General features: G+C 57.8%; 15 protein-coding genes. 8 read left to right on the top strand and 7 right to left on the bottom strand.

The window, feature by feature from the left end:
- Positions 1–240 precede the first annotated feature (240 nt).
- The 5 genes from gyrB to dnaA form a co-directional block, all read right to left on the bottom strand.
- The gene (gene gyrB, locus F4V58_RS11890; protein WP_075732142.1) at positions 241–2,286 is read right to left on the bottom strand and encodes a DNA topoisomerase (ATP-hydrolyzing) subunit B; all 2,046 of its coding nucleotides are present in this window, start codon (positions 2,284–2,286) and stop codon (positions 241–243) included.
- Positions 2,287–2,443: 157 nt separating this feature from the next.
- A complete protein-coding gene (locus F4V58_RS11885) occupies positions 2,444–2,977 on the bottom strand; it encodes a DciA family protein (RefSeq protein WP_075732140.1) in 534 nt (177 codons plus the stop codon).
- On the bottom strand, positions 2,970–4,124 hold the full coding sequence (gene recF / locus F4V58_RS11880) for a DNA replication/repair protein RecF (protein ID WP_075732138.1): 1,155 nt from the start codon (positions 4,122–4,124) through the stop codon (positions 2,970–2,972). Before recF ends, F4V58_RS11885 begins: the two co-directional genes overlap by 8 nt.
- Positions 4,124–5,314: a DNA polymerase III subunit beta gene (gene dnaN, locus F4V58_RS11875; RefSeq protein WP_075732136.1), complete on the bottom strand. Its 1,191-nt coding sequence runs from the start codon at positions 5,312–5,314 to the stop codon at positions 4,124–4,126. Before dnaN ends, recF begins: the two co-directional genes overlap by 1 nt.
- Positions 5,315–5,873: 559 nt before the next feature.
- Positions 5,874–7,571 (bottom strand): chromosomal replication initiator protein DnaA, encoded by a 1,698-nt coding sequence (gene dnaA / locus F4V58_RS11870; RefSeq protein WP_075736283.1) that lies wholly within the window; start codon positions 7,569–7,571, stop codon positions 5,874–5,876.
- A gap of 640 nt (positions 7,572–8,211) precedes the next feature.
- Between dnaA and rpmH the strand changes: the two genes are divergently transcribed.
- Genes rpmH through F4V58_RS11830 form a run of 8 tightly spaced genes read left to right on the top strand, consistent with a single transcriptional unit; the run spans position 8,212 to position 13,035 of the window.
- Complete coding sequence (gene rpmH, locus F4V58_RS11865; RefSeq protein ID WP_003847033.1) at positions 8,212–8,355, top strand: 50S ribosomal protein L34; 144 nt, start codon at positions 8,212–8,214, stop codon at positions 8,353–8,355.
- 4 nt (positions 8,356–8,359) lie between these two features.
- The gene (gene rnpA, locus F4V58_RS11860) at positions 8,360–8,722 is read left to right on the top strand and encodes a ribonuclease P protein component (protein WP_075736281.1); all 363 of its coding nucleotides are present in this window, start codon (positions 8,360–8,362) and stop codon (positions 8,720–8,722) included.
- Positions 8,719–8,988, top strand: a complete 270-nt coding sequence (yidD, locus tag F4V58_RS11855) for a membrane protein insertion efficiency factor YidD (RefSeq protein WP_084559790.1) — start codon at positions 8,719–8,721, stop codon at positions 8,986–8,988. The genes rnpA and yidD overlap by 4 nt, the downstream gene beginning before the upstream one ends.
- Before the next feature lie 11 nt (positions 8,989–8,999).
- Positions 9,000–9,974: a membrane protein insertase YidC gene (yidC, locus tag F4V58_RS11850; protein WP_075736279.1), complete on the top strand. Its 975-nt coding sequence runs from the start codon at positions 9,000–9,002 to the stop codon at positions 9,972–9,974.
- Positions 9,975–9,977: 3 nt separating this feature from the next.
- The gene (rsmG, locus tag F4V58_RS11845) at positions 9,978–10,592 is read left to right on the top strand and encodes a 16S rRNA (guanine(527)-N(7))-methyltransferase RsmG (protein ID WP_075736276.1); all 615 of its coding nucleotides are present in this window, start codon (positions 9,978–9,980) and stop codon (positions 10,590–10,592) included.
- Between the two features lie 9 nt (positions 10,593–10,601).
- Complete coding sequence (locus tag F4V58_RS11840; RefSeq protein ID WP_075736274.1) at positions 10,602–11,441, top strand: ParA family protein; 840 nt, start codon at positions 10,602–10,604, stop codon at positions 11,439–11,441.
- 4 nt (positions 11,442–11,445) lie between these two features.
- On the top strand, positions 11,446–12,459 hold the full coding sequence (locus F4V58_RS11835; protein WP_075736272.1) for a ParB/RepB/Spo0J family partition protein: 1,014 nt from the start codon (positions 11,446–11,448) through the stop codon (positions 12,457–12,459).
- A 6-nt stretch (positions 12,460–12,465) separates the two neighbouring features.
- A complete protein-coding gene (locus F4V58_RS11830; RefSeq protein ID WP_075736270.1) occupies positions 12,466–13,035 on the top strand; it encodes a hypothetical protein in 570 nt (189 codons plus the stop codon).
- Positions 13,036–13,102: 67 nt separating this feature from the next.
- Here the strand turns inward: F4V58_RS11830 and F4V58_RS11825 are convergent, their stop codons facing one another.
- Positions 13,103–14,293, bottom strand: coding sequence for an N-acetylmuramoyl-L-alanine amidase (locus tag F4V58_RS11825; protein WP_075736761.1), 1,191 nt, complete (start codon positions 14,291–14,293; stop codon positions 13,103–13,105).
- Between the two features lie 37 nt (positions 14,294–14,330).
- Positions 14,331–14,657 (bottom strand): thioredoxin, encoded by a 327-nt coding sequence (gene trxA, locus F4V58_RS11820; RefSeq protein ID WP_075736268.1) that lies wholly within the window; start codon positions 14,655–14,657, stop codon positions 14,331–14,333.
- Positions 14,658–14,713: the final 56 nt, after the last annotated feature.

Genomic DNA, 14,713 nt, shown 5'->3' with positions numbered 1-14,713 from the left:
AACACTCACCACCCCTTTCCACCGCTTTGACCGGTCCCGGTCGCGGTGGGATTTTTTTGCCCTCCCTGGCCAGGTGGTGGCTCCGGGGCAGCTGGCGCACGGGCCCGCAGTCAGTGGCCTACGGGAATGCACAGGCCCCGCCGCTCCGGGAAGCGGCGGGGCCTGTCAACACGGTATCTGTTGTCCCACGGGCTGCTAGCGTAGTTGACCCTCTAGCGCGAAGCCCACTGGCGGGGGTTCCTAGATATCCAGGAAGCGCACGTCCTTCGCGTGCCGGGTAATGAAGGAACGGCGGGCCGCTACGTCATCACCCATGAGGATGGAAAAGAGTTCGTCTGCCAGCTGGGCGTCTTCCAAATCAACGCGGCGCAAAATGCGGTACTCCGGGTCAAGGGTAGTCTCCCACAGCTCAGAGGCGTTCATTTCACCCAGGCCCTTGTAACGCTGGATTCCGTCGTCCTTGTTAATCTTGCGGCCGGCGGCAAGGCCCTCCTCCAGTTGCTTGTCACGCTCAGCGTCAGAGAAAGCAAAGCCTGGCTCGCCCTTGCTCCACTTGAGCTTGTACAGGGGCGGGTTAGCCAAGTAAACGTGGCCGTCCTCAACTAGCTGCGGCATGAAACGGAAGAGAAGCGTCAGCAATAGCGTGGCAATGTGCTGGCCGTCTACGTCGGCGTCAGCCATCAAGACAATCTTGTGGTAGCGCAGCTTAGAGATATCAAACTCATCCAAGATGCCCGTGCCAAGCGCGGTGATAATGGCCTGCACCTCGGCGTTCTTGAGCACCTTGTCCATGCGGGCCTTTTCCACGTTCAGGATCTTTCCGCGCAGCGGCAAGATGGCCTGGAACATGGAGTCGCGCCCGCCTTTGGCGGAACCGCCTGCGGAGTCACCCTCCACGATGTAGAGCTCAGAGAGCTTGGGGTCTTTGGAGCGGCAGTCAGCCAACTTGCCTGGCAGTCCACCCATATCCCCGGCGGACTTGCGGCGAACCAACTCACGGGCCTTACGGGCGGCCACGCGGGCGTGGGCGGAGGACACGGCCTTGTTAATAATGGCTTTGGCCTCAGCCGGGTTAGCATCAAACCAGTCGTTGAGGTGTTCGTTGACTGCGCGTTGAACAAAGCCCTTGATTTCGGAGTTGCCCAGCTTTGTCTTAGTCTGACCCTCGAACTGGGGGTCACCAACCTTGACGGAAATAACGGCAGCCAGGCCCTCACGGCAGTCATCGCCGGAGAGGTTGCCGTCTTTGTCCTTAAGCAACTTGTGATCCCGGGCGTAGCGGTTCATCAAGGTGGTCAGCGCGGCACGGAAACCTTCTTCGTGGGTGCCGCCTTCATGGGTGTTGATAGTGTTAGCAAAGGTGTGGACGGACTGGCTATAGCCCTGGTTCCACTGCATGGCCACCTCAACCTCATGGTCATCACCCTTGACGTCAAAGCTGACAATCGTTGGGTGAATCTCACTCTTATTATGGTTGAGGAACTCCACGTAGTCCTGCAAGCCGTTGGGGTAATGGTAGGTAATCTCACGGACCTTGGGCTTGGAGTCCTTCTTGGCCTTGGTATCCTCACCGTTTGGCTCAGCATCATCAAAGCTATCCAGGCTCACGGCTTCTTCACCGGCGTCAGCCAGTGCGTCTAGCTCCGCTTGCTCGGCAGCGCCGGCACGCTGGTCGCGCAGGGTGATGGACAAGCCCTTGTTCAAAAAGGCCATCTCACGCAGGCGGCGCGCGATGGTGTCGTAGTTAAACTCGATGCTTTCGAAGATCTCTTCATCCGGCCAGAAGCGGATGGTGGTACCGGTACCACGGGCGTTTCCGCCCTCTTCCAGTTCCTCGGGGACAGCGTACTTAAAGCGCTGGCTCCAGTGCTTGCCATCGCGCTTAATATCCGCCTCCACGCGGGTGGATAGCGCGTTCACCACGGAAATACCCACGCCGTGTAGGCCGCCGGAAACTGCGTAAGATTCAGAGTCAAACTTGCCGCCGGCGTGCAGCTGGGTCATAACCACCTGAACGGTGGGAACGCCAGTCTCATGCATCTCTACCGGGATACCACGGCCGTCGTCGATAACCTCAACGCCGCCGTCTTCCAGCAGGGTGACAATAACCTTGGAGGCGTAGCCTGCCATGGCCTCATCAACCGAGTTGTCTACGACCTCCCAGATTAGGTGGTGTAAACCGCGTACACCGGTGGAACCGATGTACATGCCGGGACGCTTGCGGACAGCCTCGAGTCCCTCGAGGATGGTAATTGAGCCCGCACCATATGCGTGTTCTTCAGCCACGGAACGTGTACTCCTTTAGGCAATAAATGTAATTTCAGACCTTTACCATCTTACACTGCCTTTGCCCATATCCCCCTACCTAAAGACCCCTTAAACGCCTTAAAAGGCCAAATTATTCAGTTTTTCGTACCCGGGACGCAAAAACCGTGGATTTCCGCTAACCGTAGGTGTCATTAGAGCCCTGCGGCTTGACCCACATTGGCCCCTGGTAGTTACGGTGCTGTTTGGGTCCGTGGATCCGCAACTGCACCACCACGCCGTCTCCCGCCTTCGCGGCAATCTTCTTGAGGATTTCTCCCTGTAGATAGCGCAGGTTGGTAGCCCAGTTGGAGTTGTCGCAGGAGATATGCAAAATATTGTGTTCAATCTTTTCCGGCTTGGTGTGCGCCGCCGTTGACGCGCCCACAAGTTCTTCCCAGTTCCCAAAGATCCAGCCTTGGCCCAGCTCCTCTTGCCAGCCGCGTTCCTGGATGGTGTCCTGAAGGATGTCGGCTAACTTGGGCACACCAATACCGCGACGCTTGGCCCGGCCGTCCAGTCCGGTCTCCCGCCCCAGGCGCCTGACGGCTTTCTTGGCCGCGCGGTCATCGAGGCTTTTCATCTTGGCCACGGGTTGGCTAAGGCGGGGCGGATTCTTTGACAACGCCCTGGCGCGCTGCACAGCGTTGGTGATGAAGTCCGGGTCAGACATGGGATATCTCCGAAATTCTTCCTTCATCGGTGTCTTTCACGGTAACGCGGTAACGGGCGGCTGCCGGCAGATTCTCCGGAAGATCTTCATCAACCGCAGCCGTGATAAGCACCTGTTCGGCAGACTTTGCCAGCTCCACCAATTTTTTACGCCGTGCAGCGTCAAGCTCGGAGAATACGTCATCCAAGATCAGTACTGGGTCTGTGCCGTCCTGGCGCAAGAGGTTAAACTCCGCCAGCCGCAAGGCGATGGCATAGGACCACGTCTCACCGTGCGAGGCAAAGCCCTTGGCCGGCTGGCTACCCAGCCCCAACTCCAGTTCGTCGCGGTGAGGGCCAACTAACGTCATTCCGCGCTCAATCTCCCGCTGCCTTTTGTTGGCCAATTCCGCCAGCATGGTGGCTTCAAGGACCTCCGGGTCACTGGTATCCACCGTGGCCCGGTAGTTGACGTTGACAGGCCGCGACTCCGGGGCAAGCCCTGCGTAGGCCTGGGAAATCAGTGGCGCTAGCTCTGTTAACAGATCCAACCTGGCCGTAATGACCTGCGCCCCAAGCCCCGCCAGCTGCGCGTCCCACACGTCAAGAGTGGACAGCGCGGAGGCCCCCTCCGAGTCGTTGTAACCCCGCCGCAAAACATGGGAGGCATTTTTCAACAGTGCGTTGCGCTGCTTGAGCACCTTGTCATAATCCGCTTTCACCCCGGCAAGCCGCGGAGTACGGGAGGCAATTATCCCGTCCAGGTAGGCGCGCCTTTGGGCCGGTTCACCCCTGATAAGAGCCAGGTCTTCTGGGGAAAACAGGACCGTGCGCACCACTCCCAGCAGTTCGCGGGGGGATTTTAAGCGGGTGCGGTGCAGCTGCGCCTGGTTGGCGGCATGGGGCTTGAGCAACAGGTGGGCGGTGAGAGCGCGCCCTTGGTTGACTGCGGTGACAGAAACGCGGGCGTTGTCAGTGCCCTCCCGCACTAGCGGGGCGTCGTGGCTGACCCGGTGGGAACCTAAGTGGGCAACATAGCCCACCGATTCCACGATGTTGGTTTTTCCAAACCCGTTGGATCCGACAAAGATGGTGATTCCCGGGGTGAGCTCGAGCTTTAGGCTAGGCCACGACCGGAAATCGCGTAAGTCGATATCCGCGACGTACATTACCCAGCCACGCGCACCGGCATAAGCAAGTACGTGAAGTGAGTCTCCGGAGTGGGGAAGGTACCTTCCTCATCAGCCTCCGGCACTTCCTCGGGCTCTGGAACCATGATGGCCGGACGGGAGGCCTCGGTGAAACCGAAGAACACGCGGTCAGTGTGCATAACGGCCAGACCCTCTTTGAGGTATCCGGGGTTGAAAGCAATGACCAGCTCGTCGCGACCGGCGAAGGCACAAGGAAGGCTTTCCTGCGCGTTTCCTCCGTCCGAGCCGCTGGCCTGCAGGACCACTTCCCCTTCGGAGAAATGCAGCTGAACCTGCGCGTTGCGCTCGGTCATCAGGGCCACGCGGCGGATGGCTTCTTGCAAGGGCCCCACCTCGACCGAGGCAATCGCGGTATGCGATTTGGGCAACAGCGGTGTCACGTTGGGAAAGTCTGCTTCAAGCAAACGGGTGGTGGTCTCGCGGGAGTCGGTATGCAAACCAAAGAGGCCTTCGGCGGCAATGCTGTCACCGCTGCCCACGGCAATTTCAACAGCGTTGTTGAGATGAGTGTCTAGCGAACGGGCGTTGTCTTGCAGGGTTTTTGCCGGGACCAGGAACTTGGCGCTGACGTCTGGGTTGGTGGGCTCCCATTCCAGGGTGCGCATGGCTAGACGGAAGCGGTCGGTTGCGGTGAGTTGCATCTGCGTGCCATCAATGGTGATGTCCACGCCGGTGAGCATGGGCAAGGTGTCATCGCGTCCTGCTGCTGAAGCCACCTGGGATACAGCTTCTACGAAAAGTTGGGGATTAATCTTTCCGGTGACCTCCGGGAGGTGGGGAAGCTGCGGGTAATCATCCAGGGGAACAATGGGAAGTTCGAATTTTGAGGAGCCACAGGCTACGTGCAGGCGGGAGTTCTCCATCCGCAGATCGATAGGCTTATTGGGCAAAGAGCTCACGATATCGGAGATAAGTTTGCCCGCTACGGCAATCCGGCCTGGGGTTTCGATCTCAGCGGGGATCCGCACGCGCGTGGAAACTTCATAATCAAAGCCACTGAGTTCTACCCCTTGGTCGTCGGCGTTGATGATCATCGCGCGCAATACCGGCTGAGTGACCTTAGTGGGCAGATTACGGGCTACCCAGGACACGGCGTCAGAAAAGTCATCTTTTGAAACGCGGAATGACACGGATTCGGTGCTGTCCATGGGAAAGGCTCCTCGGAGGTTGTAAATTGCAGGGCAATAAGCGGTAGCTGTTGTTCAAGTTACCAATCTAGCGTATTCCGCCGGTTGATAGAACTCAGTTTTGTGATTCACCGTCTGGTCGTGGTCGTGGGCCCGGCGCACCCGAACGGCCAAATTGCACACACCCCGTTTTTACCCAAAGGATCTTAATTACAAAGTCAGTAGTAGTAATAGGCGGTGTGGGTTTTGTGGATAACCACCCTTCGTAGCTTGTAATTAGCCGTTTTTGATCTGTTGGCAGCGGTGTGGGTTTCCTGTGAATGACAGGAATTTTCTGTGGACAAAAACCGACCCTTGTAGTTTATCCACATTTGTTCCACCGGCCAGGCCCACTTGTGAACATGCTTATCCACAGGCCTAAACTCCAGCTAAAACCCCGAACAAGTGACGAACTCAACTAAATTACAACAGTGGAATTACACAGGTGTGAAATTCCCTGTGGATAAAAGAAACCGCCGGTGGCTGCAAGGCAGCTACCGGCGGAAACGTTTGCCCTAGGCCTAGAAGGAGGCCAGAAATGCTAATTACGGGGAGCAGACTGAATTTTTGAGGTTAACTCCTGGATCTCGTTGTAAGTCTGGCGGTCTTCGTTCATAGCCTTCTTAATCTTCCTCTCCGCGTACATCACCGTGGTGTGGTCCTTGCCGCCAAACTCGGATCCAATTTTGGGCAGGGAAAGTTCGGTGAGCTCGCGGCAAAGATACATTGCCAGCTGGCGGGCGTGTGCGATAGTGCGCTTTTTCCCCGCCCCCTTGAGATCGGAAGGGTCAACGTTGAAATAGTCAGAGGTAATGTCGATGATGGTGGCCGCCGTGATCTGCCTGTCGGCAGAATCTGGAATCAGGTCACGGAGCGCAAGTTCCGCGGTTTCCATGGTGATGTCCTGGTGTGACAAGGAGGAATACGCGGAAACGCGGATGAGTGCGCCTTCCAGCTCCCGGATAGAAGACTCAAAACGGGAGGCAATCATTTCCAAAATCTCCCGGGAAATTTTGGTACCGTCCGACTCCGCCTTCTTCATCAAAATGGCAATGCGGGTTTCCAGATCGGGCGGCTGAATATCTGTAATCAACCCGCCTTCAAAGCGAGTGCGCAACCGGTCTTCCAGGGTGTTGAGCTGCTTGGGTGGACGGTCTGAGGACAAAATGATCTGCTTGTTTGCCTGGTGTAAGGCGTTGAACGTGTGGAAGAACTCCTCCTGCGTGGACTCTTTGCCTTCCAGGAACTGGATGTCATCAACCATCAGGATGTCAAGGTTGCGGTAGCGCCTTTTGAAAGACTCCTGCCGGTCATCGCGCAGGGAGTTGATGTAGTCATTGGTGAATTCCTCGGAGGAAACGTACTTCACGCGCAACCCCGGCTGTAAAAACTTGGCGTAGTTTCCGGCGGCGTGGAGAAGGTGGGTTTTGCCCAGGCCGGAGCCGCCCCAAATGAACAGCGGGTTGTAGGCCTGCGCGGGGGATTCTGCCACGGCTACGGCCGCGCCGTTGGCAAAGCGGTTCGAGGAACCAATGACAAAGCTCTCAAAGGTGTGGTGCGGATTGAGCGAGGTTTCGCGGTTGGGGTCGTGCGCTGGCTCCTCACGTGGGATCCGCGCTCCGGATGGCGCGGGCTGGGTTTGGGCGAACTTATCCGCCAAGTCATCGAGGTTCGTGGGGTTTGGATCGGTATAAGTGTTATCCCACCTGGGGTCTCTGGCTGCGCGAGGTTCAGCATCAAGCTGGGAGGGCAGTTTGATGGCCTCCGGGATGCCGGGATTGAGGGGTGCGGAGCCATGGGGTGTGGAACCGGTGGCCCCAACTGCCGGTGCTCCACTTGGTGCTTCACCTGGGGCTCCGGCTGAGGGTGCCGCTGTAGGGGGTGCCGGAGGCGCAACTGGTTGCTCGGTGGGTGCGGGTGTTGGTGCTGGCTCCGGCACCGGGGCGGGCTCGGGCATGGCCAAGGACACGGTGAGCGAATAAGGCCGCCCAAAATACTTGGTCAGGGAGGCCGTGAGCGGCTCGGTCAGTTCGTTTTCCACGATGACTTTGGCGTGCTCGTCCGGTGCCGCGATGAAAGCGTAGCCGTTGTTAAGCATGATGGGGCGCACCCGGCGGACGGCAAGGCGTTGGCGCGGGGAGAACTTGAAAGCTCCCGGCTCGGACTTGGCGGAACGGGTGAGTAGATCCTCGACTATCGCCGACCACATGGCCTCAGTGTCGTGTTGTGATTCAGCCACGCTCACACCTTTTCTTGTTGTTCTGGGTTGGTTGTTAAGTATTAATGACAAATTCCACGGACTTGTGCACAGCCAGATTTTGCAGTGTACGCGGGACTTCCACAGAGTTATCCACAGGTGTGCAATTCCGGGTTATCCACAACCCTACCTGACCCTGTGGATAACTTGAAAAAGCGCACTTTATCCACCTTACCTGCAATAACAGGAGAAGTCTAAAGTTTCGATTTAGGGTTATCCACAAGCTGTCCGCCCGGGATGTCGCTGGTTCTAATATGTTTTACCGGTTAAAACCCACAGTGTCTAACTATTTGTCCACAGGCCCTTAATAACTCCACAAGGGGTAAAAATCTGGGCCCTCATTCGCCCAGGAAACCTTGGCAAACATGCCGGTGAGCTGGGAAGAAAAACATGCTTGTAATTTCGGGTGTGACCGGGTGTCGATTTGTACAAAGATTGAAAAGTCGCGTAATCTGGCATGGTCTATCACAGCAAGATGCTGTGCGTGAGAAGGGTCGTTTTTAAAAACAACTCAATTATTTTGATAGTTCAGGGTTTCAAAGCCTTGCTTCTCACATCATCAAACACTTAAGTAGTGTAGCGCTAAGGCGCTGTGCTGCCTTCAACTTCAAGGAGAATTACCGTGGCAAAGGGCAAGCGGACGTTCCAGCCGAACAACCGTCGCCGTGCACGTAAGCATGGTTTCCGTACTCGTATGAGCACCCGCGCAGGTCGCGCAATTGTGGCAGCACGCCGCAAGAAGGGCCGCGCAAAGCTGACTGCTTAAAGTCATGCTTCCCGCACACCATAAGCTCACCTCGCCAGTCCAATTCCGGAAGGCAATTAAAGGTGGCAAGCGCGCGGGTTCACGCACGGTTGTAATCCACTACCTGGATTACAACCGCGGCGAAAATAATGAAGCCGAAGTTGACGCCTCCGGGCCACGCTTCGGCCTTGTTGTTTCTAAGGCCGTTGGGAACGCGGTGGTCCGCCACCGCACCTCCCGGCGGCTTCGTCATATTTGTATGAGCCTTATCCCAACGCTGCCGGCGACCGTGGACATTGTTATCCGCGCGCTTCCCGCTTCCGGAACGGCCTCCAGTGCTGAACTGGAAAAAGACCTGCGCAAGGCCTTAACAAAGGCACGCCGATGAGCTATTTCAACACTGATGGTGAACAGATTCCCGAGGCGCGAGGGTTAGCAAAACCCTTCGTCGCCGCGGTTCGGTTCTACCAAAAGTTTCTCTCACCCCTTAAACTAGGTTCCACCTGCCGTTTCGAACCCTCCTGCAGTGCCTATGCCTTGGAAGCCATTTCCACGCATGGCGCTGTGAAGGGAACGGGGATGGCTATAGCCAGGATCAGCAAATGCGGGCCTTGGCATCCGGGTGGATATGACCCGGTATCTGACACCAACTAGGAAGATTTCTCGTGCTTAATTTCATCTATTGGCCCATCTCAGCGATTTTGTGGTTTTGGCACTGGCTGCTGAGTTTCGTGCTCGACCCCAGCTGGGGTATCACCTGGATCCTGGCCATTGTGTTGCTGACCTGGACCATAAAGGCCCTCCTGGTTAAGCCAACCATCAACCAGCTGCGGTCTGCCCGCAAGATGCAGGAGCTCCAGCCGCGGATGAAGGAAATCCGCGAAAAGTACGGCAATGATCAGATGCGCGCCGGCGAGGAAATGAAGAAGCTCTACGCTGAGTCCGGCGTTCGCCCGGTGGCCGGCTGCCTTCCCATGGTGGCCCAGATTCCGGTCTTTATTGGTTTGTTCCACGTGCTGCGCTCCTTTGACCGTACCGTTGTGGTTGGCGGTGCCTTTGGCCACGTTGCTGAACCCATGAGCCCGGAACAAAACGCCAGCATTGCCAACTACATCTTCTCCCCTGAACTAGTGCGCTCCTACGTTGACGCGGAAGTCTTTGGCGTTCCTCTGGTGACCAACCTGCGCGCCAACTCCCCGCTGCTTGAGGGCGTGGACATTGTGCACGCTGCCATCATCATCGTTCCGCTAATCATCATCATTGCCATCTTTACCCACCTTAACGCCAAACTTTCGCTAGCCCGGCAGGCCAAGCGCAAGGCTGCTGGAAAGGTGGCACCAGCCACCGGCCAGAACGCCGAGATGATGGAAATGCAGACTAAGATGATGAACACCATGATGTTGTGGGTCCTGCCCGCAACACTGGTCTTCTCCGGTTTCATCTGGCCAGTTGGTCTGCTGTTCTACATGCTTTCCAACACCCTGTGGACCTTCGTGCAGACCCGGATGGTCTACAGCAAGATGGATGCTGAAGAAGAAGCTGAGGAGGCCGCCAAGATGGAGGCCAAGCGCACCATGGCTCCCAAGCCCGGCGCCCGCAAGCTTGACCGTCGTACCAAAAAACAGCGCAAGCAGAAGTAACTTATGACACAGGAAAAGTTGACTCCCCAGAGAGTCTTCGGTGACCGTTTCGATCTAGCCCAGAAATACCATGATTCCCTGGCTACGGACGGTCACGTCCGTGGTTTTATGGGACCCCGGGAGATCCCTAGGCTATGGGACCGCCATATCCTCAACTGCGCGGTCATAGGCGAAGTTATGGCCCACGGCGCGGTTATCGTTGATGTAGGCTCCGGTGCCGGCCTGCCCGGTATTCCCCTAGCCATCGCGCGCCCGGACTTGCACATCACGCTCGTAGAGCCCTTGTTGAAGCGTTCCACCTACCTCCAAGAGGTGGTGGATATGCTGGAACTGTCAAACGTCACCGTGATCCGCGGCCGCGCGGAAGAAGGCCCGGTGAAAAAGGCGGTATCTGGGGCAGATGTCGTGACCTCCCGTGCGGTGGCACCGCTGGGCAAGCTAGTGAAGTGGTCCCTGCCCCTGGCCAAGGTGGGCGGGGAAATGATCGCTATGAAGGGTGAATCCGTGCACGAAGAACTAGAACGCGACGCCAAAGAAATCCGCAAAGCCGGCGGCGGGGAACCCACAGTATCCACCGTGTTTGGCACGACCATCATCCGTGTCCCCCGCGTAAAGTAACCTAGTGATATGAGTTCTGTGCGCCTTGTAACCATTGCTAACCAAAAGGGCGGGGTGGGAAAGACCACCTCCGCCGTCAACCTTGCCGCTGCGCTTGCTGACAACGGCAAGAAAGTCCTGGTTATTGACCTAGATCCGCAGGGAAACGCGTCCACCGCTGTGGGGGCGGTCCATACCTCCGGCACAAAGTCCTCCTATGAGGTGTTGCTGGGAGACTGTACTGCGGAAGAAACGCTGCAGGGCAGCGGAAATCTCTTCTGTATCCCCGCCACCATTGACTTGGCCGGCGCAGAGATTGAGATGGTCTCCCTGGTCCGGCGTGAGTTCCGGCTTTACGACGCCCTGCACAACGGGTTCTTGGAAAAGCACGGCTTTGACTATGTTTTTATTGACTGCCCGCCCTCCTTGGGGCTGTTGACTATCAATGCCATGACGTGTGCGGAAGAGGTCATCATTCCTATCCAGTGTGAGTATTACGCGTTGGAGGGAGTAGGCCAGCTTTTGGGCAATATCAATATGATTAGGGAGCACCTGAACCATGAGCTGCACATCTCCGCGATTTTGCTGACCATGTATGACGCCCGCACCAAGTTGGCGGAGCAGGTAGCCATGGAGGTCCGCAACCAGTTCGGTGCAGTCGTGTTGGGCAACGTTATTCCCCGGTCTATCCGGGTGTCTGAGGCTCCTGGTTTTGGTAAGACCGTGGTTGACTATGATCCTTCTTCTACGGGTGCTCGGGCCTACGTGGCCGCCGCTGTGGAGCTGGACAAGCGCGGGGATTACGTCCCTCACCCCACCACCGGCGCCATTGGTGTGAGCCCTGAAATCTACGCGGAACTGGAAGGTTAAAAACATGGAAGACAAACGTCAAGGTGGCCTTGGAAAGGGCCTAGCAGCTCTCATCCCGTCCGGTCCCGGCACGCCGTCACGGAGCCCACGCTTGGGCACTTCAGCCGCCGATGTCATCTTGGGAGAATCCCCCCGCAAGTCCGATGCCCCTACTGACGGCCAGCGGGTCAAGGGTGCGCCCACCATCTCCCAGCAGGCACCCCGGAAGGGCCGCCAGCCCGCCGCGATTGGCGCTACCTACCGTGAGATAGCCATCGGGTCTATTTCACCCAACCCCAAGCAGCCGCGTACCGAATTTGATGAAGAGGGTTTAAGTGAGCTCATCCACTCCATCAAGGAGTTTGGGCTTTTGCAGCCCATCGTGGTCCGCCCCGCTGGGGAGGGCAACTTTGAACTGATTATGGGTGAGCGGCGCTGGCGCGCGTCCGCCAAGGCGGGGCTATCTACTATTCCGGCGATTGTGCGGGATACGGATGATGACGCCATGTTGCGCGACGCGTTGTTGGAAAACATCCACCGCGTTCAGCTCAACCCGTTGGAAGAAGCCCACGCCTATTCCCAGCTGTTGGAGGAGTTTGGGGTCACCCAGCATGAGCTCGCTGACCGGATTGGCCGGTCCCGCCCGCAGGTGACCAATACCTTGCGCTTGCTGCGCCTGCCCGTGGGCGTACAAAAGCGCGTGGCCGCCGGCGTGCTGTCTAATGGTCACGCCCGCGCGCTGTTGGGATTAGAGGACCCGCAGGCCATGGAGGACCTGGCCGGCCGCGTGGTGGCGGAGGGCATGTCCGTGCGCGCCACAGAGGAGGCCGTGACTTTGTATAAGCGCGGGGAAAAGCCTAAGGAACGCAAGGCGCCCGCGCCAACCCCGCAGTTCTTCACGGAACAAGCGGAAAAGCTCTCCGACCGCTTTGATACCAAGGTCACCGTGACCATGGGCAAGCGTAAGGGCAAGATGGTGGTGGAGTTCGGGGACCAGGAAGATTTCCAGCGCATCATGGGATTGCTTGAGGGCAAGTAGGCCACCATGTGGGTTCAGCCAGTGACTGAAGGGGTTAAGGTTCATCCCCTGGCTGCCCGCAGTGTGTTCTGGGAGATCAAGACCACCGTAGCGGACCCCGCCTTTGAAAAGGAGGCTTGGGTTACCCGCGCGCTCGTGGAGTTCGGTGAGTGTGGTTTCACCATTCAAGATAGCGCCACCGTGTACTTCTGCTCGCCAGAGTTGGCGCAGGGCGCCGCCAAGTTGCCCACCGCGCCGGTGGCGGAGGACGCGGCGGTCATTACTTCTCTATTCGCGGACCCGGGGCACCCCGGACTGGAGGCCATTGTGCTTGACGCCGCAGTGATGAACCTGGTCGCCCGGGATTTCACGGCCGTGGAGGCCTTTGGTTACCGCGACTTTGCACAGGCGCGGAAACTCCTGGGGGAAAAGCCCCCACGGATAGGGCTCATGCCGGTAGAAACGCTAGAAGCCGCCGGGTTCCGGGTGGTGCGGGACCACCCCATTACCCCGCGCCTGCGGATGGAGCTCCCGCCGCCCTTCGAGCTGCTTACCGTGGCCGCCATGGATGACCTGCTGGCGCGTGCCATGGTTTAGCGCGGCGGTTTCGCTAGAAGGTTGCGGTGTTTATCTTGGCAGCCTATTGCGGGGCGTGGTTGAGCATTTAGTCCAGTTGCGTCTTTTCAGCTTCCAGGAGCTCGTCGAAACGGTAGGTGCCGGTCACGGCGGTGTCTTCGTCTAACAGGTAGAGGCGCTTGACGGACACCACGATAGCCTCCGCGATGGCGTCGCGGACATCAGGCTTGGTGAGCGTTTTAATGTCCTCCGGGTTGGTGAGGTAGCCCAGCAGGACCTGAACAATGGGCATCTGGGTAAGCCGCAGGAGCTCCCAGGTGCGGGCGTGGTTGCGGCAATTGAGCAGCGGCGTGCGGGCCACGATCTCACGCTGGATGTACCCGGACAGGGTTTCTCCAATGAGCGAGGAATGGCCGTCTTCCGAGCCAAAGTAGAAGGTGGCTATGCCGTGGGCCTTTTCGTTGTGGTAGCTATCGCAGGCAAGCGAGATTACTAGGTCCGCGCCAAAGGCGTTGGCCATGGCGGAGCGGGCCTTGATGGAGGGGTTGTCCATGCGCGGGCGGGAGATGATTGTCTCCGTCCCGGCGGCAATGAGCCTTCCTTCGATCTTCTGCGCCAGATCCCACAGGATTTCTTCTTCGGAAATTTCTCCGAAGCGCCCCTTGACCTTGATGCCGGGTTCACCGCCGCCCAGGGAAGGGTCAATGACTATCCGCTTTCCGGCCAGTTTGGGGCCGGCGTTGCGAACGCGTTCACGCTCTTCGATGTGCTGCGCGGAGCCGCTATTAAACCGCCGGCCGAGGAGGCTCAGGGCGCGGATGGTGGTGGGGCCGCACACGCCATCAGTCTGGATGCCGTAGTTGAGTTGGTATTCCATGAGGGAGGAGTGGGTGTCCGGGCCAAAGGTTCCGTCGATACGGCCGCGGTAAAATCCCAGTTCCTGGAGTTGCTGTTGCAGCTGGGCTACGTCATCTCCCACCAACTCGTTATTAGGCTGCAGGCTCAGTACCCGCGCGCCTAAAGTGTAGGAGGCGTGGCGGAGTTCACGCAGTGTGGATTCGTCTAGATTTCCGGAGGGGACAATCCCGCGGGATTGCTGGAATGCCTTGAGTATCACCGATAGTTCCTGGTCAAAGTATTTGTCCTCAGCGGAGAACTTCTGCTTCTTCCAGTCGGTGAGGTGTCCGGAAAAGCCGGGGTTCAACCCCAGGCGTGCCAGGGTCGCACGTGCTTCAGCCACGCGTGCGCTGTGGTCCCCGACAGTTAAAACGCGGTCCACATTCACCCCTTTCTTTTATTCGTGAAAAAGCTCATCACTAAACGTGCTTTTTAATAAGTTTTACTATGTCAGCTTTGGAACGCAGCCCGGCGAATTCTTCGACTTTCTCTCCGTTTTTGAAAACCAAAACGGTGGGAATGGACATGATCTGGAACATCGCGCCTAGGGTGCGCTCCTCATCGACGTTGACCTTGAAAACGTCAACCTCATCACCAAGCTCTGTGGCGATCTCGTCCAAGATGGGACCCAACTTCTTACAGGGGCCGCACCACGGCGCCCAGAAGTCAACTACTACTGGTTTGTCGGTGCGTTCAACGACGTCCTTGCGGAAGGCGTCTGCGGTGGTGGATTTAACGTTGCTCATGGGTGGGCTCCTTAATTGGGTCTGAAAACGGACTCTACTAGAATCTGGGGGCTTGT

Origin of the sequence: Corynebacterium phocae, from assembly GCF_008693075.1 — a bacterium.
GTDB classification, from domain to species: Bacteria; Actinomycetota; Actinomycetes; order Mycobacteriales; family Mycobacteriaceae; genus Corynebacterium; species Corynebacterium phocae.
Note: the sequence above shows the minus strand (reverse complement) of the source record. Positions and strands in the feature narration are given on the sequence as shown.

Bases quoted from the DNA above. Each gene is read 5' to 3' on its own strand.
- F4V58_RS11885 (WP_075732140.1), bottom strand. From the start codon at position 2,977: ATGTCTGACCCGGACTTCATCACCAACGCTGTGCAGCGCGCCAGGGCG.
- recF (WP_075732138.1), bottom strand. From the start codon at position 4,124: ATGTACGTCGCGGATATCGACTTACGCGATTTCCGGTCGTGGCCTAGC.
- dnaN (WP_075732136.1), bottom strand. From the start codon at position 5,314: ATGGACAGCACCGAATCCGTGTCATTCCGCGTTTCAAAAGATGACTTT.
- rnpA (WP_075736281.1), top strand. From the start codon at position 8,360: ATGCTTCCCGCACACCATAAGCTCACCTCGCCAGTCCAATTCCGGAAG.
- yidD (WP_084559790.1), top strand. From the start codon at position 8,719: ATGAGCTATTTCAACACTGATGGTGAACAGATTCCCGAGGCGCGAGGG.
- rsmG (WP_075736276.1), top strand. From the start codon at position 9,978: ATGACACAGGAAAAGTTGACTCCCCAGAGAGTCTTCGGTGACCGTTTC.
- F4V58_RS11840 (WP_075736274.1), top strand. From the start codon at position 10,602: ATGAGTTCTGTGCGCCTTGTAACCATTGCTAACCAAAAGGGCGGGGTG.
- F4V58_RS11835 (WP_075736272.1), top strand. From the start codon at position 11,446: ATGGAAGACAAACGTCAAGGTGGCCTTGGAAAGGGCCTAGCAGCTCTC.
- F4V58_RS11830 (WP_075736270.1), top strand. From the start codon at position 12,466: ATGTGGGTTCAGCCAGTGACTGAAGGGGTTAAGGTTCATCCCCTGGCT.
- trxA (WP_075736268.1), bottom strand. From the start codon at position 14,657: ATGAGCAACGTTAAATCCACCACCGCAGACGCCTTCCGCAAGGACGTC.